Here is a 22,158-nt window from a genome sequence, read left to right as displayed (position 1 = left end):
AGCACTGAATATAACATGTTTGAAAATCTTTCAGATAAGCTCGACAGGGCGTTTAAGGTCCTGAAAGGACAAGGAACTATTACTGAAATAAACGTGGCTGAAACCATGAAGGAGATCCGCAAGGCCCTTCTGGATGCCGACGTTAACTATAAAACCGCCAAAGCATTTACCGATGATGTAAGGCAAAAAGCCATTGGTCAAAATGTATTGACCAGCATTTCACCCGGTCAGTTATTGACCAAGGTAATGAACGATGAGCTGACCGAGTTGATGGGCGGCACAACGTCGGAAATTAACTTTACCGGTCCGCTAACCATTATCCTTATAGCAGGTTTGAATGGCGCTGGTAAAACTACCTTTAGCGGCAAACTGGCCAACTTTTTAAAAACACAGAAAAACAAAAAACCTTTGCTGGTTGCCGGCGACGTTTACCGCCCGGCGGCGATAGACCAGCTGGAGGTTTTAGGCGGCCAAATAGGCATCCCGGTTTATGCTAACCGCGAAAGCACCGACCCTATTGCCATTGCCAGGGAGGGTGTGGCTTTAGCCAAACAGCAAGGCAACAACGTAGTGATTATAGATACCGCCGGCCGTTTAGCTATAGACGAGGCCATGATGGTTGAAATAGAGCAGGTAAAAGCCGCTGTTAACCCTAACGAGATTTTATTTGTGGTTGATGCCATGACCGGCCAGGATGCCGTGAATACCGCCAAGGTGTTTAACGACCGCCTGGATTTTACCGGCGCGGTGCTGACCAAGTTGGATGGCGATACCCGTGGTGGTGCTGCGTTATCTATTAAATCGGTAGTGAATAAGCCGATAAAATTTATTGGTACGGGCGAAAAGATGGAAGCGCTTGATGTTTTCCACCCCGACCGTATGGCTTCGCGTATTTTGGGTATGGGCGATGTGGTTTCGTTGGTGGAACGCGCTCAGCAGCAGTTTGACGAGAAGGAAGCCGCCGAACTGCAAAAGAAGATACGCAAGAATAAATTCGACTTTAACGACTTTTATAGCCAGATACAGCAGATCAAAAAAATGGGTAACATGAAAGATCTGATGGGGATGATACCGGGCGTTGGCAAAATGATGAAGGATGTGGAAGTGGGCGATGATGCCTTTAAAAATATTGAAGCCATTATCCAATCTATGACCCCGCACGAAAAAGAAAACCCTGACGCTATTAATCAAAGCCGCCGCAACCGCATAGCCAAAGGCTCGGGCACTAACATTACCGAAGTTAACCGCCTAATAAAACAATTTGAGGATATGCGCAAAGTAATGAAACAAATGAGTAACCCTGCCGCTATGGCCAACATGATGCGCCGCATGCCTAAGATGTAATTCGAAAGGTAATAGGATAAAGAAACCCCGGGCAAATATGTTCGGGGTTTTTTGTTTGGGTTTTGCTATCTTAGTAAACCTATGAAAAAATCCTTACTCCTATTTTCTTTTATCATATTCGTCATTAGCCATACTTCCTTTGCCCAGGTTAACGTAGGCGATTCTAAACGATGGATCAAGATGGCGTTGAATACCGGTCAGGTTAAATATAACAGCTCTCAATCAGAAACTGATTCATCCTATACATTCAAGGTCGGGGGTAAGTATAGCGCGCAAGAACTGTATTTTAAATTCGATAAATCGAATAATTGTATTTATCAAAAACGGACCTTTGAATGCGACACTTGCTTTCACAACGAATTGAAAAGTATTTTAGGTAAAAGCAGGTACAAATGGAAGTCATCAGCTAAAGGTGAATACCTTTCAAAATCATCAAAACAACTACTGATGACTGTTGATGAATCAAAGCAATTGTTTACCATTACCCAGTTATACATGCGCGAAAAGGATTATCAGGCTATGTATGATAAAGCAACGGCAATACCGGCAAATTAGTTCTCTACAGGCATTTCGCGCAATTGCTGCGGGGTAAGTTTCATATATCCAGGCGGCGCGTTGAATATCCCCACAGGTACTGATTCATACCTAATCTCCTTCAATGTTGTTTTGGTAACCATCCCGTTTTGATTAGTGCTGAACGCTACCGGCACGCCTAATTCGGGGTTAAACACCATAGTCAAAAAACCGGGGGGCACAGTTACATTGTGGGTAAACCAGGTGCTGGTGGTATCCCCGTTGAATTTATTTTTCATAATATATTGCTGCACGTCGTAACCCGCTATTTTCTTTGTCGCAGTGCCTTTAATAAAATCATACATCTTCATGTCCGGCAATTCTTTTGCCTGGTCATCTTTATTATACTGCACCTCAAAGCGCCTCACGCCCGATTTTAGCAGGCAAAGCATATAATTAGTGGGCTGATGGGTGATCATCGTGGTCGATTCCTGGTCGGTGCCTTGTACGGTAGCTACCGAATCATCTTTAAAATATACCGTGGAGGTTTTAGGCAGGTAAGCTTCGTAAGTCTGTAAGCTATCGGGTAAAGTATATTGCAACTGATATACCATTACTCCTTCTTTCTTCTTAGTGCATGCACTTAAAACTATAACACATAGCACTGCCGTAAACAAAGTAGCTTTATAAATCATATGGCAAAAGTAATGTTTCGGGGTTACAATACGCTTATTTACCCAGTTGGCAACATTATAACCTATCATTCAACACCCATAACATTAACTTATAGTGTATTTTTATTAACCCAAAGGCAACCAATTGGATCTTAACATAGTAATTGTAGGGTAATTTATTTTAAAAACCCAACTATGAAAACACTAAAATCCGGCTATTTCCTAATAGCGACTGCGATGATCACCTTACTAAGTGCATCATGTAAAAAAGACAACAGCGTTAACGATAACCCTCCAAAAGTTTTAACCGGGGTACAGTTAACCACTAATGCCAAGTTTGGCGCCTTACTTACAGATAACAACGGCTTTTCGCTTTATTTTTTCTCTAAAGATGCAGCAAACACCTCTACCTGCATTGATGCCTGTGCTATTATCTGGCCACCCTTTTTTAAAGAAAACCCGTCTATTGGCACTGGTTTATCTGCAACAGATTTTGCTGTGATAACCCGCCCCGACGGATCAAAGCAGAATACCTACAAAGGCTGGCCACTGTATTATTACAGTAAGGATGCCGCTGCGGGTGATACCAATGGCGATGCGTTTGGCAACCTTTGGGCCATAGCAAAAGCCGATTACACCGTAATGTTTGCCAATGCCCAGCTTACTGGCTTAGATGGGGTACAATACACAGACCAGGGCGTAGCAGGTACTGGCAGCTCGCAATTTATTACCGATGCCAACGGTCGGACGTTGTACATGTTTACTAAAGATACCCACAACACAAATACCTTCACCAAGGCCGATTTAAGCAACAATACCGTTTGGCCAATGGCTGAGGTGACTGCCATAGGCAGCATCCCCACAGTACTGGGCGATAAAAGCCAATTCGGCACCATTACTGTGTTTGGCAAAGCCCAATTGGTGTTTAAAGGCCATCCATTATATTATTTTGGACAAGATGCAGGGGTACGTGGCAGTACAAAAGGGGTAAGCTTCCCTACGCCCGGCGCTGCTATTTGGAGAGTAAATAATAACAATACTGTAGTACTGTAACCAATTTATTAATATTTAACAAAAAGGGTGTGTGGCAACTGCCACACACCCTTTTTGTTAAAGCTCTTGTTATGATAAAATGAAGCGTTTTGAGGCGTGCCCCCTCAGCTACTCACCATCATGTCATTACATTAACAGCATTATCAAACTCATCACAATCATTAAGCCGTCTTCAATAATGGTAACAGTGCTCATGGGTAAATTGAATACAGCGCCAAGGCATGCACAGCGTATCCGGCGTTTATTAAGTACGCTTTGTACTACGCCTACTAAACTTACCGACATTACAACCAGTGTTATGATATTGGTGATGTACGGCAGGGCATTGGCTGCATATAAAAAGCCCAGGCCCAGTTCAATAAATACGTAAACAAACCCCCAGGCTTTTACGCGCCTGGCAATCAGATCGTACATGGAATAGCTATCTGCGAACCCCTGTATATCTAAAATTTTAAAAAAAGAAAACACCAGGAAAAACCCACTCATAAAAATCCGCATAGCTTTTAACCAATTAAAGCCTGCTGAGCTATTTCCAGTAATAAACGCAATAACTAACAGGTAAGCGGCTATAACCAAAATAGGCTTATAGGTTTGCAGCCATGTTTTATTTTCGGCTTCATCGCTTTGCGTTATTTTATGGTGTTGTTGTGCAATTTCACTTAACTGGTATTTAGGGTAACCAGCAAGCGCCAATTGCAATTCGGAAGTAGGGATATGTCTCGACATGGTGATATCGGCTGTCCCTTCGGCTAATGAGATATCTATTTTTTGCACGCCGGGTAAGGCTGCTAAAAGGCTTTGTACTTTTGCCAGGCACCCGCTGCAAGTCATGCCGGTTATTTGATAAGTATGTGTCATTTTCTTTAATTTTAATAACACAAAATTACCCCCTGTAACTGCCTTAGGCTTTACATAATTCCGGCAATAAGTTACAAGATTTTACAGGTTATCTAAACTGGCACGATTGTGATTATTCAGTGCCTTAAAAGCCGACGTTGTTAAGCCGGTAACCTGTTTAAACTGCGCCGAAAGGTGCGCCACACTGCTATATCCTGTTTGGTAGGCGATTTGAGATAAAGTCAGTTCATTATAAACCAGTAACTCTTTTACACGTTCTATTTTTTGCAATATGTAATATTTCTCTATAGTTTGGCCTTCTACCGATGAGAAAAGGTTGCTTAGATAAGTATATTCATGATTAAGTTTATCGGCCAGTACTACCGAAAGCTTTAAAACCTGCGCCCCGGTCCTATAATGAACCAAATCAATTATAGTAGTTTTAATCTGCTCTATTATTCGGCTTTTATAGTCGTCTATCAATTCAAACCCAAGAGTCTTTAAACCCTCTTGCAGTTGCGTCAGTTGACCTGCTAGGGGTGCTTGCTGAAAGGTGACTTCGCCCAATTCAATCTGTGCTGGTACAAGTCCGGCCTTTGCAAGCTCGGCTTTAACTGCCATTTTGCAACGGTCGCAAACCATGTTACGGATATATATTTTCACAACTTATATGGGTTGTTGTTTTAAACTATTATTTCTGCGCACAATTTACATCTTTTAAATCAGCTTATATTTTGGCGCTATCCCAATAAGGAACCCATTTGCTATAATTACATATATTCGTTAAAAAAAACATGCCTAACATAACCTGTAAAATAAAGAGCCGATGGTTAATTGTAATATGGACTTTAGCAGCATTGCCAATTACAACTTTTGCCCAGCAAAAAAACCAATATGTGAAAATTGAAACAGCACAGGGTTCGTGCATTGTAATGCTGTATAACGAAACCCCGGTACACCGCGATAATTTTATTAAGCTGGTAAAAAGTGGCTGTTTTGATAAAACTACTTTCAACCGCATACTAAAAGGGTTCGTTATACAGGGCGGCGACCCCGATTCCCTGTACGAGAAAGGCAAAGTATTAAAACCCGAACAACGATGGATAAAGCCCGAGATTAATCCGGCGTTGTTTCATAAACGCGGCGTATTGGCCATGGGCCGCGATGATAATAAAGCAAAAGAATCGTTCTCCACGCAGATTTATTTTGTAGATGGAAAAACCTATACCGACCCCATGCTGGATGCTATAGAAAAACGGTCTGGTATTACCATCCCTGAAGCACATCGCGAAGTATACCGCACCATAGGCGGCACGCCATCGCTGGATGGGAATTATACCGTATTTGGCGAAATAGTACAGGGTATGGACTGGATCGATAAAACAACCGCTGTAAAAGTTAATAAAGCCGGCAACCCTGATAAAGAGGTTTGGATGAAGGTTAGGGTGTTAACGCCAAAAGAGGCGAAAAACTTTGAAGCACATTGATTTAAAATCTATCCTAAAACTTTACAACACTACCTGCTGTAACATTCCGGGGCACGTCGTATCTAACACGGCTACAAGGAAATAATTATTACCAATGCCCGATTTTGAAACCATTTATCTTACCTACTCTCCCCAAATATTCAGGGTGTGTATGGGTTATGTAAATAACCATGAACAGGCTAAAGATCTAACTCAGGAAACCTTTGTTTCGGTATGGCGGAATTTACCGGGTTTCAGAAACGAATCTAAAATAAGCACCTGGATATTCCGCATTGCAACTAACAATTGCCTGCGCGCTATAGAAATAAATAAGAGGACAATTAAGGTTGAGCTGCCTGTTAATTTACCCGAATTGCAGGAAGAATCGGACGAAGAGAAGCTGGCCTTTTTATATCGTGCTATTGGCGACTTGGAAGAAATGGAAAGGATTATCATCTCACTGGTGCTGGAAGATCTACCCCAGGCGGAAATAGCCGACATTGTGGGTTTAAGTCCCGTTAATACCCGGGTAAAGATCCATCGGATAAAAGAGAAACTGGCAAAAAAATTTAAAAGTAATGGACAATTTGAATGAGCTTAAAACAATTTGGCAAACAGCCAAGGCCGACGATTTACCAAGTGCCGCGGAAATGCTGCGTATAGTAAAGCAATTCCGTAATAGAAAACTGCGTAACAAAACATGGGCTATTGTAGTAGGGGTGATAGGGATCATCGTTTCTATAACAATTGTTAGCATTACACCCCATTTAATGTTGAGTACAAAAGCCGGTGTGGCCTGCACTATTGCTGCCTGCGTTGTTTTGGCTACCACAAATATCCGATCTATTAAAAGATTTATTGATTTAAAAGATTGCAGTAACCTTGAGTTTATTTCATTTTTAGAACAAACCCGTCGTAACCAATTATATTATCATCAAAAAACACAGGTAACCGGCATGATACTAAGTTTTGCCGGGATGCTATTGTACCTGTACGAGTTTGTACATAAAAGCCCAATCTTAACCCTGGTTTTTTACACACTGGCGATTAGCTGGATACTATTTATGTGGTTTTATAAAAGGCCACGCGACTTTAAGAAGCAATCGGAAAAGTTAAATGGTACTATTAAAAAGTTTGAAAAAATTACAGATCAAATAAAATGAGAACAGGAAAGATACAAAAACCCGAAATGCTTTTAATCAGCATTGGCTTGCTTATAACAAGTGGCAGCGCGCTTATTAATCGCTGGCTAAACTTACCCGATTTTCTAACCGGTACGCTAATGGGTTTCGGCGTAGGTATGGAAATAGTGGGCTTGGCTTTATTGGCAAAACACAAGCGCAGCCGTTTAGTTAATTAGTGCACCTGCTTACCAGAACCCCCTTCAGCTTTTACAAGTGAAGGGGTTCTGCTTTAATTTTTACGCTCCTATTTATTACTTAACCGCCTTAGCCGTAGGCTCCGGGGTGGGCATAGCAATTCCGTTTACCACTACATTTTCAAACACCAGGCCCTTAAAGTCGTCCCGATCAAACGTAGTGTTTTTGGCAGTTACGTTCACATTGCTCAGGGAAATATCGCCAAAGGTAGTAGCACCCGGGTTACCCACGATTTTCCCTAAAGATGCGCAGCTACCTTTTATGTTACTAATCTTAATATTACGCACTATAGATGTTGGCGGCGCCTGGCCTTTCAAATCAAAATACTGGCTCCAGGGGGCGACATTGAAAATAGCGCTGCCGTTCTCCATGGTAATATCGCTGATGCTGATATTTTCATATTGCTGTGGGGTATCCGGGCGCAGTTTTAAACGCATTACAACCGGTTTACGGGTAATGCAACGCTCAATTTTCACATCGCGTACAAGGGTGGCTTCGCTGCCGCAGGTCATAATACCGCCACCGGCTTCAAAAACGCAATCGTGTATGTAAATACGTTCTACCGGCGGGCTGTCTTTATCCTGCATGGCAAACGGGCCTTTAGAGCCTTTCAGGGCAATATCATCATCACCAACAGAAAAGAAACTGTTGCTGATGGTAATATCCTGCGAACTATCTACATCTATCCCATCCGAGCTTGGCGCATGGTCATCCGGTACTTTACCATCAGGCGCTACAAATCGGCAATTGTTTACAGTTAAATTGCTGCAACGGTAAAGGTGCAGGTTCCAAAAGCCCGAATTAGTGAAGGCTATGCCATCTATTTTTACATCTTTGCAATTTTGGATCAGGGCCAGGCGCGGGCGCGGCACACTCAGGTTTGTAGTTTTAGGGTCGGCTGAGCGTTTGCTGTAAAATTCTTTCCAAAATGGCTGGCCGCTGCCATCCAGCACTCCTTTACCGGTAATGCGCAGGTGCGTTATCTTATCGGCATTTATCAGCGCCGAGGGCCATTCTTCAAAGTGGCCCTCAATTCGGGTACTGCTTTTAGGGTAATCCTTAATATCAGTCGATCCTTTCAGCACCGAACCCTCCAGCATTTCAATATTTACGCCCTGTTTAATAAAAATTGATCCGCTTAAAAATATACCCTTGGGGATCACGACCGTGCCTCCGCCATTTTTTGCGCACTTATCAATTACGGCTTGTATAGCCACGGTATTCAATGTCTTCGAATCACCCACGGCGCCCATCTCGGCAATATTATAGCGTTTAGGGTCATCGTATTTATCTGTATTGTTATGGGCATTAGCCAAATTGCTTGTCGCGATGAATGACGACAATAGCCATGCAGCTATGGTTAGTTTATTATTCATATGTATGTGCTATTTAAGCAGGTTTAATTGTAAAGGCTAACTTACAATTATTGGATCAATATAACCGTACTGGCCTTTCCTGATTTTAGAGGCGTGTTTCTCATAACTTAATTTATCTTTGGCAAAATTTACATCTATGGCAAAGGCATCTGAAGTTAAAGTAGGGAATATATTACGCTTTAATGGCGAACTGGTAACTGTTACCGAGGTACTGCACCGTACACCAGGTAAAGGCGGGGCTTTTTATTTGGATAAATTCCGCAATATTAAAACCGGCAAAATTGTAGAGGCCCGTTTAGGCACCGATGAACAGGTAGAGATTTGCCGTGTAGAAACTAATGATTATCAATATCTGTACGAAGAAGGCGAAAATATGGTGATTATGGATAACGTTACTTACGATCAGTTCAGTATCCCAAAATCTTTGTTTGGCCCGGCGGTAAAGTTCCTGAAAGAAGGCATGAGTGTGATTGTTTCTTTTGAAAGTGAGGAACCGATAATGGCACAGGCACCTAATTTTGTAGAACTGGAAATTACCTATGCCGAACCGGCTGTTAAAGGCGATACCTCATCAGGCGCGTTAAAAACGGCAACGACAGAAAACGGAGTTGAGTTAAAAGTGCCCTTGTTTGTAAACCAGGGTGATAAAATAAAAGTCGACACCCGAACGGGCGAATATGTAGAAAGGGTAAAATAGATTTCCACTGATTTTTCGTTTATTTTTTTCCTTCCGAACTTAAATTTGCTTTTTTTCGTATAAAAGCCAATTAACGTTTGTCAGATAAGATAAGAAATGGCCCAGTCGACAGTTTTTTTATATTTTTTAAAAAAAACAAGTCGTTTTATTAAAAAAAAACATTTTTTTTTCTTGTTGCTGGCCCTTATCCTTTGCAATAAAGGGTTTAGTCAGGTCATTATTCCGGTTAATCTATCAGGGTCCGCAGATACTTCCGTAACCATTAGCTCCAGCAGAAGCGGTAGCTATTGCGGCGACAACAGTTGCGTTGTTTTTGTGGTAACATTAAATCCCGGATCCGATCTTTTAAATATTTCTTCTGGCCAATTAGCTGCCTCAAACTTTTACACCGTTAACTGTGGTGCTCAAACACCGGTAGGTACACCTGTTTGTGTAAGTGGCTTAACTACAGCCAATGTCGCTTTTTGTAAGCCTGGCAATAACTCTATTACTTATACTATAACTGCTTCAACATCCGTACATGCCTCTGGTGACATAACATTAAGGCAGGGCTGTACAGGGGCTATGTCGGTTACAGGGTTAAGTGCATCAACTATTACATGGACTTCGGTATATCCAGGCGCGGCGGGCGCTTATAATTCTTACTTAAGCTGCACATCTGGCTGTACAAGTACAAACGTAACGCCACTTGCAGGCGCACCGGCTTATATTGATTATAAGGTTAGTGGCATTGTAACCAATTGTGCTAACACTAAAACGGATACTGTACGTGTATACACTGTACCCGCAATGACGGTTGCACTCACCCCAACAAATCCGGTTATTTGTTCCGGGGGTTCGGGCAATATTATCTTAACAGCTACCCCATCTGGTGGCAATCCCCCGTATGCCTATGCCTGGAGTACAGGTGCGACAACACAATCCATCACAGTAACTTCTATTGGCACTTATTCCGTTTCTGTTTCCGACAATACAAGTGGCTGTGCGCCAACTCCGCAAAGTGTTACCGTTACCGCCGCGCCAACTCCGGCAGCACCAACGGCCGCCGGCGCGGTTACCTGTGCAAATAGCACAGCTACAGTAACCGCAACTGCACCCGGCGGAACTTATCAATGGTATAACACCGCTTCAGGTGGCACGCCGCTTTTTACCGGTGCAAGTTATACTACACCGGCATTAACTTCAACCACTACTTATTATGTAGAAACTACTGTAGGCGGGTGTATCAGCCCACGTACGGCAGTAACCGTTACGGTTAATCCAATACCTGCCGCGCCTACCGCGGCATCAACTTCAACCTGTAACGGCAGCAGTGCAACCTTAACCGCAACCGCGCCCGGCGGGACTTATGATTGGTATAATGCAGCCTCGGGTGGAACACTATTAGGTTCTGGTTCCACATATACAACACCAGCCCTTACTACAAATACCACCTATTATGTACAGACTACCGTAAACGGTTGTGTAAGCGCACGTACACCTGTTACCGTAAGTATAATTCCAACCCCGGTTGCCCCAACAGCAGCCGGAACCACCACCTGTAGCGGTACTGCTGTAACTTTAATGGCTACTGCACCTGGCGGAAACTATGATTGGTATGATTCTGCGACCGGCGGGACACTATTACTGAGCGGGGCAACGTATACTACACCTGTTTTAACTGCCACCACTACTTATTATGTGCAGACTACCGTAAACGGCTGTATAAGCGCGCGTACACCTGTAACTGTTACGGTAAACGCCATCCCGGCTGCGCCCACGGCAGCCCCGGCCACCATTTGTTATGGCACTACGGCAACATTATCGGCTACCGCACCGGGCGGCACTTATCAATGGTATGATGCGGCATCTGGCGGTACTTTATTGACTACAGGGACAACTTACACTTCGTCACCATTAACAACAAATACTACTTACTACGTTCAAACTATAGTTAACGGCTGTACAAGCCCGCGTTCGGCGGTAAATGTAACGGTAAATCCGGCTACCCCGGCGCCTACTGCATCGGGTACCACAATTTGCAGCGGCAGCCCTGCAACTTTAACAGCCACAGCGCCGGGCGGCACGTATGATTGGTTTTCAGTCGCCTCAGGCGGGACATCATTATTTACCGGCGCTACGTACACTACACCGGCATTAACAACCACCACAACCTATTACGTACAGGCAACCGTAAACGGCTGTGCAGGCCCGCGCACAGCAGTGACAGCGACGGTGAACCCTATTCCTGCGGCCCCTACCGCGCCGGGTACTGCTATTTGTTATGGCAATACTGCCAGTCTGACTGCTACCGCACCGGGTGGTATTTACGATTGGTATGATAGCGCTTCGGGCGGCACCTTGTTAAGCACCGGTGCAAGTTATACTACTGCGGTTTTAACTGCCACGACAACTTATTACGTGCAAACAACGGTAAACGGATGTGTTAGCGCACGTACTGCTGTAACAGTTACTGTTAACCCATTACCAGTTGCCCCAACCGCCTCCGGAAGTACCATTTGCCCGGGTTCAACGGCAACTTTAACAGCCACTGCCCCGGGCGGAACATACAACTGGTATAGCGCCGCTTCTGGCGGAACATCCCTTTATACCGGTGCCTCTTATACTACACCGGCATTATCAACCACTACTACCTATTATGTGGATGCCACTTCCGCCTCTGGCTGTACAGGCCCGCGTACAGCAGTTACAGCAACCGTAATACCACCTGTAGATCCTACTTTTTATTACCCTTCGGGGACTTTTTGTAAAACAGGCACCAACCCAACACCAACTGTAATGTACCCATCCGGTGGAACATTCAGTTCGACGCCAGGACTTGTATTTGTTGATAATCAAACCGGTGAAATAAATCTGGCTGCCAGCACGCTGGGCACATATACTATCACATTTGTTACCAATAGCACCTGCGTATATAGCAGTAGCTCAAGCATTACTATTACAAGTGCACCCGACGCCACATTTAGTTATAGTGGGCCATATTGCCAAAATCAGGCAAACCCCCTGCCTACATTTGCCCCAGGTAGCAGCGCAGGTATATTCAGCAGTTCAGATCCCGCACTTGTATTTTTAAACACAAGCACCGGGGAAATTGATTTGCAGCACAGCGCAACCGGCACTTATACTGTAACAAATACCATTGCGCCTGCGGGTGGTTGCGCCGCAGCATCAGCTACAAATACCATAACCATTAACCCTGTTGCAACTGTAAATGCTGGGATAGACCAAATTGTATGTTCAGGGCAAACGGTTACATTAAATGGCACTATAGGCGGGGGCGCAACCAGTGCCACATGGTCGGGCGGAACCGGAACCTTTTCTAATAATTTATCACCCGCCACTACCTATACATTAGGCCCCGGCGAAACCAGCGTGACGCTCACTTTAACAACCGATGACCCGGCCGGGCCTTGTGGCGCTGTGTCAGATCAGATAACGATTACTGTTAACCCCACACCTGTAGTTACCAGTGCAGCCAGTGCGGTGACCTGTAATAACACCGCCCAGAATTATACCATTACCGGCAGCGTGAGCGGCACAACTTATACCTGGGGAAGGGCCGCTGTGGCGGGCATCAGCAATACTACGGTAAGCGGGCAGACAACCGATCTGATCACCGAAACGCTGGTCAACACAACTTCAGCTCCTATTAATGTGGCTTATAGCATTGTGCCTTTGGCAAACGGTTGTACAGGGCCTACATTTACTTATACGGTTACCGTGAACCCAACACCTATTGTTACCAGCGCAACCAGTGCGACTACCTGTAACAATACCGCACAAAACTATACTATTACCGGTAGTGTGAGTGGTACAACCTATACCTGGGGAAGGGCTACTGTCGCCGGAATCAGCAATGCAGCGGTATCGGGACAAACCAGCAGTACCATTGCCGAAACACTAGTCAATACAACTTCAGCACCTATTGATGTGGCTTATAGCATTGTTCCCGCAGCAAACGGTTGTACAGGGCCCACATTTACTTATACCGTTACTGTTAACCCAACGCCGACAGTTACCAGCGCAGCAAGTGCGGTGCTCTGCGATAATACCGCACAGGCCTATACCATTACCGGTAGTGTGAGCGGTACCACTTATACCTGGGGCAGGACGGCGGTGGCAGGTATCAGCAATACGGCGGTAAGCGGGCAGACAACCGGGGTGATCACCGAAACACTGGTCAATACAACATCCGCTCCGGTCAATGTAGTTTATAGCATTGTGCCTTCGGCGAATGGTTGTACAGGCCCCACATTTACTTACACGGTTACCGTGAACCCCACACCGACAGTTACCAGTGCAGCCAGCGGGGTGATCTGTAATAATACCGCCCAGAATTACACCATCACCGGCAGCGTGAGTGGTACCACCTATACCTGGAGCCGGGCCGCTGTCGCCGGTATCAGCAATGCAGCGGTAAGCGGGCAGACCAGTAACATCATTAACGAAGTATTAACCAATACAACAAACGCGGCGGTTTCAGTAACTTACAGTATCATTCCCGAAGCTAATGGCTGTACAGGGCCGACATTCACTTATACCGTTACCGTGAACCCAACGCCAACCGTTACCAGCGCGGCCAGTGCAACTACTTGTAACAATACCGCACAGAGCTATTCCATTACCAGCAATGTGAGCGGAACTACTTTTTCATGGAGCCGGGCAACCGTGGCAGGCATCAGCAATGCAGCGGTATCAGGGCAAACCAGTAACACCATTACCGAAACGCTGGTCAATACTACAGCTGCCCCTATTGATGTCACTTATACTATTATTCCTACAGCCAACGGCTGTCCCGGGCCGGCATTTACTTATACTGTTACCGTTAATCCAACACCCACGGTTACCAGCGCAACAAGTGCTGTTACCTGTAATAATACAGATCAGAACTATACCATCACTGGTAATGTAAGTGGTACCGTGTTTACATGGAGCAGGGCTACTATTGCTGGAATTAGCAATGCGGCGGTTACAGGGCAAACATCTAATCCCATTACGGAGTCGTTGGATAACACAACATCGGCACCAATAAATGTAATCTACACTATCGTCCCTTCGGCAAATGGCTGTACAGGGCCAACATTTACCTACACCGTTACCGTTAACCCGACACCAACAGTTACCAGTGCAGCAAGTGCTGCTACCTGTAACAATACCGCCCAGAACTATACCATTACCGGTAGCGTGAGCGGCACAACCTATATATGGGACAGGGCAGCTGTTGCGGGCATCAGCAATGCAGCAGTAAGCGGGCAGACATCTAACACGATCACCGAAAAACTCATCAACACCACATCAACCCCAATTGATGTGCTTTACGCTATCACTCCTACAGCAAACGGCTGTACCGGGCCAACATTTATTTATACTATTACCGTTAACCCAACACCAAGGGTTACAAGTCCAGCAAATGATATTACCTGTAACAATACGGCACTAAACTATACCATCACCAGCAATGTTAGCGGGACAACTTATACCTGGGGAAGGGCTACTGTCGCAGGGATCAGCAATACTGCTGTAAGCGGACAAACAACCAATACGATAACTGAAAGCCTGATCAATACCACCGCAACGCCGATCAATGTGCGCTACTCTATCATTCCTACAGCCAACGGTTGTTCTGGCCCGACATTTACCTATACCGTTACCATTAACCCCACACCTATAGTTACCAGTGCAGCAAGTGCAACCATCTGCGATAATACCGCCCAAAACTATACCATCACCAGCAATGTTAGCGGGGCAACCTATACCTGGGACCGGGCTGCTGTGACAGGCATCAGCAATACAGCAGCAAGCGGCCAAACGACGGATCTGATCACCGAAACGCTGATCAATACAACTTCGGCTCCGATTGATGTGATCTATACTATCGTTCCTTCGGCCAATGGTTGTACAGGGCCTACATTTACCTATACGGTTACCGTTAACCCCACACCTACTGTTACCAGCGCAGCCAGTGCAACTACCTGTAATAATATCGCCCAGAACTATACCATTACCAGCAATGTGGCCGGAACTACTTTTTCATGGAGCCGGGCAACCGTGGCAGGCATCAGCAATGCAGCAGTATCGGGACAAACCAGCGGTACCATTACCGAAACACTGGTCAATACAACTTCAGCACCTATTGATGTGTCCTATAGCATTGTTCCCGCAGCAAACGGTTGTACAGGGCCGGCATTTACCTATACGGTTACTGTTAACCCAACACCGACAGTTACCAGCGCAGCAAGTGCGGTGATCTGCGATAATACGGCACAGAATTATACCATTACCAGTAATGTGAGCGGCACAACCTATATATGGGGAAGGGCGGCTGTGGCTGGGATCAGCAATACAGCAGTAAGCGGCCAAACAACGGATCTGATCACCGAAACGCTGGTTAATACTACTTCCGCTCCGGTCAATGTGACCTATAGCATTGTTCCCTCGGCAAATGGTTGTATAGGGCCCACATTTACTTATACGGTTACCGTGAACCCAACACCTACTGTTACCAGCGCAGCCAGTGCAACTACCTGTAACAATACCGCACAGAACTATACTATTACCGGTAGTGTGAGTGGTACAACCTATATATGGGGAAGGGCTACTGTCGCCGGAATCAGCAATGTAGCGGTATCGGGACAAACCAGCAGTACAATTACCGAAACACTGGTTAATACAACTGTTGCACCTGTTGATGTGATCTACACAATCGTTCCTTCGGCAAATGGCTGTACAGGGCCTGCATTTACTTATACCATTACTGTTAACCCAACGCCGACAGTTACCAGTGCAACAAGTGCAACTACCTGTAACAACACCGCACAGAACTATACCATCACCGGCAGCGTGAGTGGCACAACTTATACTTGGGGAAGGGCTGCAGTAGCCGGGATTAGCAATGTGGCAGTCAGCGGGCAAACAGTCAACATTATTACCGAAACGCTGATCAATACTACTTCAGCTCCGATCAATGTGACCTATAGCATTGTTCCCGCGGCAAACGGTTGTACGGGGCCCACATTTACTTTTACGGTTACCGTTAACCCAACGCCTGTAGTTACCAGTGCAGCAAGTGCAACTACCTGTAATAATACCGCACAGAACTATACCATTACCAGCAATGTGGCCGGAACTATTTTTTCATGGAGCCGGGCCACTGTCGCTGGAATTAGCAATGCTGCAATATCAGGACAAACCAGCAGTACCATCACCGAAACCCTGGTCAATACAACTGCTGCTCCGATTGATGTGGTCTATACTATTATTCCTGCCGCTAATGGCTGTACAGGGCCTACATTTACTTATACCATCACCGTTAATCCAACACCGACAGTTACCAGCGCAGCAAGTGCAACTACCTGTAACAATATCGCACAGAACTATACTATTACAAGTAGCGTGAGCGGCACAACCTATACTTGGAGCCGGGCCACTGTTGCCGGGATTAGCAATGCTGCGGTATCGGGACAAACCAGCAGTAGCATCACCGAAACACTGGTTAATACAACTGTTGCACCAGTTGATGAGATCTATAGCATTGTTCCCGCAGCAAACGGTTGTACAGGGCCGGTATTTACCTATACTGTTACCGTTAATCCCACACCTGTAGTTACCAGTGCAGCCAGTGCGGTGACCTGTAATAACACCGCACAGAATTATACCATTACCGGCAGCGTGAGCGGCACAACTTATACCTGGGGAAGGGCCGCTGTGGCGGGCATCAGCAATGCAGCAATAAGCGGACAGACAACCGATCTGATCACTGAAACCCTGATCAACACCACTTCAGCTCCTATTAATGTGGCCTATAGCATTGTGCCTTTGGCAAACGGCTGTACAGGGCCTACATTTGCTTATACGGTTACCGTGAACCCAACGCCCACAGTTACCAGCGCGGCAAGCGGGGTAATTTGTAACAACACTGCCCAGAACTATACCATCACCGGCAGTGTAAGCGGCACCACCTATACCTGGAGCCGGGCCGTTGTCGCCGGGGTCAGCAATGCAGCGGTATCGGGGCAAACAACCGGGGTGATCACTGAAACTCTGGTTAATACAACTTCAGCACCGGTTGATGTGGTTTATACAATTGTGCCTTCGGCCAACGGTTGTCCCGGGCCGGCTTTTACTTATACCATTACCGCTAACCCTACACCTACTGTTACCAGTGCTGCCAGTGCGGTGATCTGTAATAACACGGCACAGAACTATACCATGACCAGCAATGTGAGCGGTACCACTTATACCTGGGGGAGAGCCACGGTCGCCGGTATCAGCAATACGGCAGTAAGCGGGCAGACAACCGGGGTGATCACTGAAACCCTGGTCAATACAACTTCAGCTCCTATTAATGTGGCTTATAGCATTGTGCCTTCGGCAAACGGCTGTACAGGCCCCACATTTACTTACACGGTTACCGTGAACCCAACGCCGACAGTTACCAGTGCAGCCAGTGGGGTGATCTGTAATAATACCGCCCAGAATTACACTATCACCGGCAGCGTGAGTGGTACCACCTATACCTGGGGCCGGGCCGCTGTCGCCGGCATCAGCAATGCAGCGGTAAGCGGGCAGACCAGTAACATCATTAACGAAGTATTAACCAATACAACAAACGCAGCAGTTTCCGTAACTTATAGTATCATTCCTGAAGCTAATGGCTGTACAGGGCCGGCATTCACTTATACCGTTACCGTGAACCCGACACCAACCATTACCAGTGCAGCCAGTGCAACTACCTGTAACAATACCGCACAGAACTATACCATCACCAGTAATGTGGCCGGCACAACCTATACATGGGGAAGGGCGGCGGTTGCCGGCATCAGCAATGCAGCCGTAAGCGGGCAGACCAGTAACACCATTACCGAAACGCTGGTCAATACAACTGCTGCCCCTGTTGATGTCACTTATACTATTATTCCTACAGCTAACGGCTGTCCCGGGCCGACATTTACTTATACTGTTACCGTGAACCCAACACCCACGGTTACCAGCGCTTCATCAGCTGTCGTTTGTAATGGTACCGCACAGGCGTATACCATCACCAGTAATGTTAGCGGGGCCACGTTCTCCTGGAGCCGCGCGGCAATAACCGGTATCAGCAACGCTGCGGTAACCGGTCAAACCAGCAACACTATTACCGAATTACTGACCAATACCACAGCGGCACCTATTGCTGTGCCTTATACTATCATTCCATTGTATAACGGCTGCGCGGGTACGCCGTTCACCTATACTGTAACGGTTAATCCAACACCCGTTGTAACCAATAATCCATTATCACAAACAGTTTGTTCGCAAACCGGCAGTATTGCTGTAAATCTTACGTCAAACGTTAGTGGTGTAATTTTCAAATGGGTGGGTGTCGCTACCGCTCAAGTTTCGGGCTTTACTACCAGCGGCACAGGGAATATACCATCGCAAATATTATTAAATACAGGCACAACGCAAGGTACACTCACCTACACCATTACGCCTTATTATAACGGCTGCCCGGGTACCCCTGCTGATTATATAATAACTATTAACCCCAAACCGTCTACGCCATCCGCCAGCAGTAATTCCCCGGTTTGTGAAAACTCTGTCCTTAATTTAACAACACCGGCAGTTAGCGGGGCTTCTTATGCATGGATAGGGCCAAACGGCTTTACATCAAATGCTCAAAATCCAACCATTAATAATGCTACACTTGCTGCGGGCGGCACATATTCCTTATTAGTTACAGTAAATGGCTGTACAAGTAATGTTGGCAGTGTTAATGTGGTCGTTGTCCCTACACCTGCCGCGCCAAAAGCTTCCAGCAACAGCCCACTTTGTTCCGGTAGTACACTTATTTTAAATGCAAATAATATTGCTGGCGCTACTTATAGCTGGACCGGGCCAAACGGCTTTACATCAAACGTACAAAACCCAACCATAAGTAATGTGACTGCGGCTGCGGGGGGGGTATATTCAGTGACGGCAACTGTTAATGGCTGTACCAGTATTGCCGGCACTACCACGGTTATAGTAAACACCATACCGGGCGCACCTACCACCACAAGCAATACCCCCGTTTGCGAAGGAAGTACGATCAGTTTATCGGTAACCAGTATCCCCGGACTAACCTATACCTGGACAGGGCCTAATAACTTTTTCTCAAACCTGCCAAATCCATCAATACCTGCAGCAAGCCAGGCTAATGCAGGTACTTATTATGTGACCGCTACGGCAGGTAATTGTACCGGCGTACCAACAGCTGTAAACGTAGTGGTTGATGCTACTCCTGTTAATCCTGTGGCTTCAAGTAATTCGCCGGTTTGTGCGGGAGACCCTATAACCCTTACCTCATCAACATTTATTGGCGCCGTTTATAAATGGACTGGGCCCAATGGATTTTCTTCAACCCTGCAAAACCCTGTTATAACCGGCGCTGCACTTACAAACACGGGTACTTATACCGTATCAATTACTGCGCCGGGTTGCTCGGTTACTGCATCTGCCGCCACCGCAGTGGTTGTAAATCAAATACCAATTGCGCCAACGGCGGGAAGCAACAGCCCTGTTTGCGTAGGGGATAATTTAAATCTGACCGCATCGGGCATAGCCGGCGCTACTTATAAATGGACAGGGCCTAATGGCTTTTCTTCAACCCTGCAAAACCCCATTATCAGCAATGCATCGGCCAACGCCGCCGGCACCTATAGCGTAACAGTAACGGTAAATAGCTGTACCAGCGCTGCTGCAACTACCAAAGTAATTATGAGTAAGCCCGAACAGGCTATTGCAGGTAATGATCAGGTGGTATGCGTCAATAATCCGAAAGTTATCCTGGCTGGCAGTATTATCGGCGATAACAACAATGGCGTATGGACCACCAGCGGCACAGGTACATTTTCACCATCAAATACCAGCCTATCGGGTACGTATTCGCCCTCGCCCGCCGATATGGCTGCAGGAAGCGTAACCCTCACCTTAAGTTCTACTAATAACGGTGGGTGCAGTATTTCATCTTCATCATTTAAAGTTATCATAAACCCCACGCCAATAGTAAGTGCCGGCGGCAACAAACTAATGTGTGCTGCTGACCCTACAGTAAACGTGAAAGGGAGCATTATTTATGCTACCGGAGGTAGATGGACAACATCGGGAACGGGTACTTTTATCCCTTCAGATAGGGAAATAAACGTTAACTATATGCCAAGCACTGCCGATAAAGCCGGCGGCTCTGTTAAGCTTACCTTATCATCAACAGGTAATAATTGTATAGCTGTTACCGATGCCATGACCTTAACAATAACACCATCGCCAACTATAAATTTGCCCGAGGTTAAATATGTTTTGCAAGGTCAAAATATTATCATGGACCCCCAGGTGACCGGATCAAATGTTGAATATTTATGGACCCCAGCATCATATTTAAGTTCAAGCACTACCAGGGCACCTGTTTTAAAGGCCACAGAAAGTCAATTATATACTTTAAGAGTTACTGGCCTGGGTGGATGTTTTGTTGAAAAACAAATTATGGTAAATGTGCTTAAACCAATTATACCGCCCAATACTTTTACCCCCAACGGAGACGGTATTAACGACTTATGGACGATAAAAGAATTGTCAGATTACCCCGGGGCGCAAGTATCTATTTTTAACCGTTACGGGATAAGGTTGTTTTATTCAAGGGGGTATGGTATACCATGGGATGGCACCTATAATGGAAAACCAGTACCTTTTGGCACATACTATTATCTTATCGATATTGGCATTTATGGGTCACCATTATCAGGTTATGTTACGGTGATCAGATAGTGTGGTCTTACCAACAGTGCGCCGCGCCGACGTTAACCTGAAGGGATTTAAAAAAATAGCCAATTGCTTATTGGGGTAGAACAGGGGCTGTCTTAAAAATAAGGCAGCCCCTGTTTTATCCAAAATAATTTTGGCAATTGCCTATACCAATTTTTGGTAAGATTATTTTTTCAATGACCCCAGATGCTTATAAGTGTTAATGAGCAAACCTGTGGGTGTGGCCTTCGAGTCAACAAAAGCAAGCTCCCGGGCATCAATATTATCTGATAATAAGCGCTTACCCTTGCCAAGCAAAACCGGATAGGTGATTAGTACAACCTCATCGGCCAAACCCTGGTCAAGCAATACGGATGTTAGCGTTGAACTACCTACAACGATCAGGTCGGGACCGTCCGTCGACTTAAGGTCGCGAATCCCCGCTACAATGTCACCGCTCAAACCTTTTACCGGCCCCCACTGCAGGCTATCAGGCCTATGGGTAACGATGTATTTGGTTGCAGCGTTTATAGCGTTGGCCATTGGAAAATCTCCGGCGGTAGGCCAAAAGCCACTAAATATATCATAGGTGCTGCGGGCCAGCAACAGGTCAAAGCCCGGCCCGTATGCCTCAAAAAGCATTGTCGCCCCGGCAGGGCTTCTGTAGGGTGTGGTCCACGCACCATAGGTGTAGTCGCCGTCATGTTCTATCACGCCATCCAGCGAGATATGTTCAAAGATCCTTATCTTTCTCATTTTGTTTCTATTTTCTATTAGTTTAATAATTATCCAAATTTAAAGAGGATGAGGAGCCTGCGTGATGTGCAATTGCGACAATATGTGGGTGTTTTAAACCATCTAATCCCACCTTGTTAGCGCCTATGCGGGCTATACACAAATAGCGTATGCCGTAATAACGTATCCCAAACGCAAAAAGCCTCTCATCTTTCGACCAAAGGCTCTTTTAAGCCTGATGAGGTAAACCAAACAGGCCTCAGGTCTAACTTTAGAACAAGCTTTGTCTACGCGACAAAGACCCACATATCGAAGAGACCCTGCCGC

Annotated in this window: 14 protein-coding genes; 9 read left to right on the top strand and 5 right to left on the bottom strand. The window is 45.8% G+C overall.

The window, feature by feature from the left end:
• Positions 1-15: 15 nt before the first annotated feature.
• Both ffh and IRJ18_RS20660 read left to right on the top strand, forming a co-directional pair.
• On the top strand, positions 16-1,344 hold the full coding sequence (gene ffh, locus IRJ18_RS20665; RefSeq protein ID WP_194108174.1) for a signal recognition particle protein: 1,329 nt from the start codon (positions 16-18) through the stop codon (positions 1,342-1,344).
• An 81-nt stretch (positions 1,345-1,425) separates the two neighbouring features.
• Entirely contained in the window at positions 1,426-1,899 is a 474-nt protein-coding gene (locus IRJ18_RS20660) for a hypothetical protein (protein ID WP_194108173.1), read from the top strand.
• On the opposite strand, the gene IRJ18_RS20655 is transcribed toward IRJ18_RS20660, so the two are convergent.
• Entirely contained in the window at positions 1,896-2,552 is a 657-nt protein-coding gene (locus IRJ18_RS20655) for a hypothetical protein (protein ID WP_194108172.1), read from the bottom strand. The two genes, IRJ18_RS20660 and IRJ18_RS20655, sit on opposite strands and share 4 nt — an antisense overlap.
• 174 nt (positions 2,553-2,726) lie before the next feature.
• On the opposite strand from IRJ18_RS20655, the gene IRJ18_RS20650 reads away from it, so the two are divergent.
• Positions 2,727-3,584 (top strand): hypothetical protein, encoded by an 858-nt coding sequence (locus tag IRJ18_RS20650; protein WP_194108171.1) that lies wholly within the window; start codon positions 2,727-2,729, stop codon positions 3,582-3,584.
• Between the two features lie 126 nt (positions 3,585-3,710).
• On the opposite strand, the gene IRJ18_RS20645 is transcribed toward IRJ18_RS20650, so the two are convergent.
• Entirely contained in the window at positions 3,711-4,442 is a 732-nt protein-coding gene (locus tag IRJ18_RS20645; protein WP_194108170.1) for a heavy-metal-associated domain-containing protein, read from the bottom strand.
• 81 nt (positions 4,443-4,523) lie between these two features.
• Positions 4,524-5,084 carry a helix-turn-helix domain-containing protein gene (locus IRJ18_RS20640; protein ID WP_317174117.1) on the bottom strand — a complete coding sequence of 187 codons (561 nt, stop codon included), beginning with the start codon at positions 5,082-5,084 and terminating at the stop codon, positions 4,524-4,526.
• A 131-nt stretch (positions 5,085-5,215) separates the two neighbouring features.
• Here IRJ18_RS20640 and IRJ18_RS20635 point away from each other — a divergent pair, with 131 nt between their 5' ends.
• The 4 genes from IRJ18_RS20635 to IRJ18_RS20620 all read left to right on the top strand — a co-directional run bounded on the left by IRJ18_RS20635 (position 5,216) and on the right by IRJ18_RS20620 (position 7,247).
• Positions 5,216-5,908 (top strand): peptidylprolyl isomerase, encoded by a 693-nt coding sequence (locus tag IRJ18_RS20635; protein ID WP_194108169.1) that lies wholly within the window; start codon positions 5,216-5,218, stop codon positions 5,906-5,908.
• Between the two features lie 94 nt (positions 5,909-6,002).
• On the top strand, positions 6,003-6,482 hold the full coding sequence (locus IRJ18_RS20630) for an RNA polymerase sigma factor (protein ID WP_194108168.1): 480 nt from the start codon (positions 6,003-6,005) through the stop codon (positions 6,480-6,482).
• Positions 6,466-7,050 carry a hypothetical protein gene (locus tag IRJ18_RS20625; protein WP_194108167.1) on the top strand — a complete coding sequence of 195 codons (585 nt, stop codon included), beginning with the start codon at positions 6,466-6,468 and terminating at the stop codon, positions 7,048-7,050. The genes IRJ18_RS20630 and IRJ18_RS20625 overlap by 17 nt, the downstream gene beginning before the upstream one ends.
• The gene (locus tag IRJ18_RS20620) at positions 7,047-7,247 is read left to right on the top strand and encodes a hypothetical protein (RefSeq protein ID WP_194108166.1); all 201 of its coding nucleotides are present in this window, start codon (positions 7,047-7,049) and stop codon (positions 7,245-7,247) included. The genes IRJ18_RS20625 and IRJ18_RS20620 overlap by 4 nt, the downstream gene beginning before the upstream one ends.
• Positions 7,248-7,322: 75 nt before the next feature.
• Here IRJ18_RS20620 and IRJ18_RS20615 read toward each other — a convergent pair whose 3' ends face one another.
• Entirely contained in the window at positions 7,323-8,642 is a 1,320-nt protein-coding gene (locus IRJ18_RS20615; RefSeq protein WP_194108165.1) for a glycoside hydrolase family 28 protein, read from the bottom strand.
• Positions 8,643-8,778: 136 nt separating this feature from the next.
• Here IRJ18_RS20615 and efp point away from each other — a divergent pair, with 136 nt between their 5' ends.
• Positions 8,779-9,339: an elongation factor P gene (gene efp, locus IRJ18_RS20610; protein ID WP_194108164.1), complete on the top strand. Its 561-nt coding sequence runs from the start codon at positions 8,779-8,781 to the stop codon at positions 9,337-9,339.
• Positions 9,340-9,654: 315 nt separating this feature from the next.
• Entirely contained in the window at positions 9,655-21,120 is an 11,466-nt protein-coding gene (locus IRJ18_RS20605; RefSeq protein WP_194108163.1) for a PKD-like domain-containing protein, read from the top strand.
• A gap of 162 nt (positions 21,121-21,282) precedes the next feature.
• On the opposite strand, the gene IRJ18_RS20600 is transcribed toward IRJ18_RS20605, so the two are convergent.
• Positions 21,283-21,852, bottom strand: coding sequence for a dihydrofolate reductase family protein (locus IRJ18_RS20600; RefSeq protein ID WP_194108162.1), 570 nt, complete (start codon positions 21,850-21,852; stop codon positions 21,283-21,285).
• Positions 21,853-22,158 lie beyond the last annotated feature (306 nt).

The organism is Mucilaginibacter boryungensis, from assembly GCF_015221995.1.
Lineage (GTDB): Bacteria > Bacteroidota > Bacteroidia > Sphingobacteriales > Sphingobacteriaceae > Mucilaginibacter > Mucilaginibacter boryungensis.
Note: the sequence above shows the minus strand (reverse complement) of the source record. Positions and strands in the feature narration are given on the sequence as shown.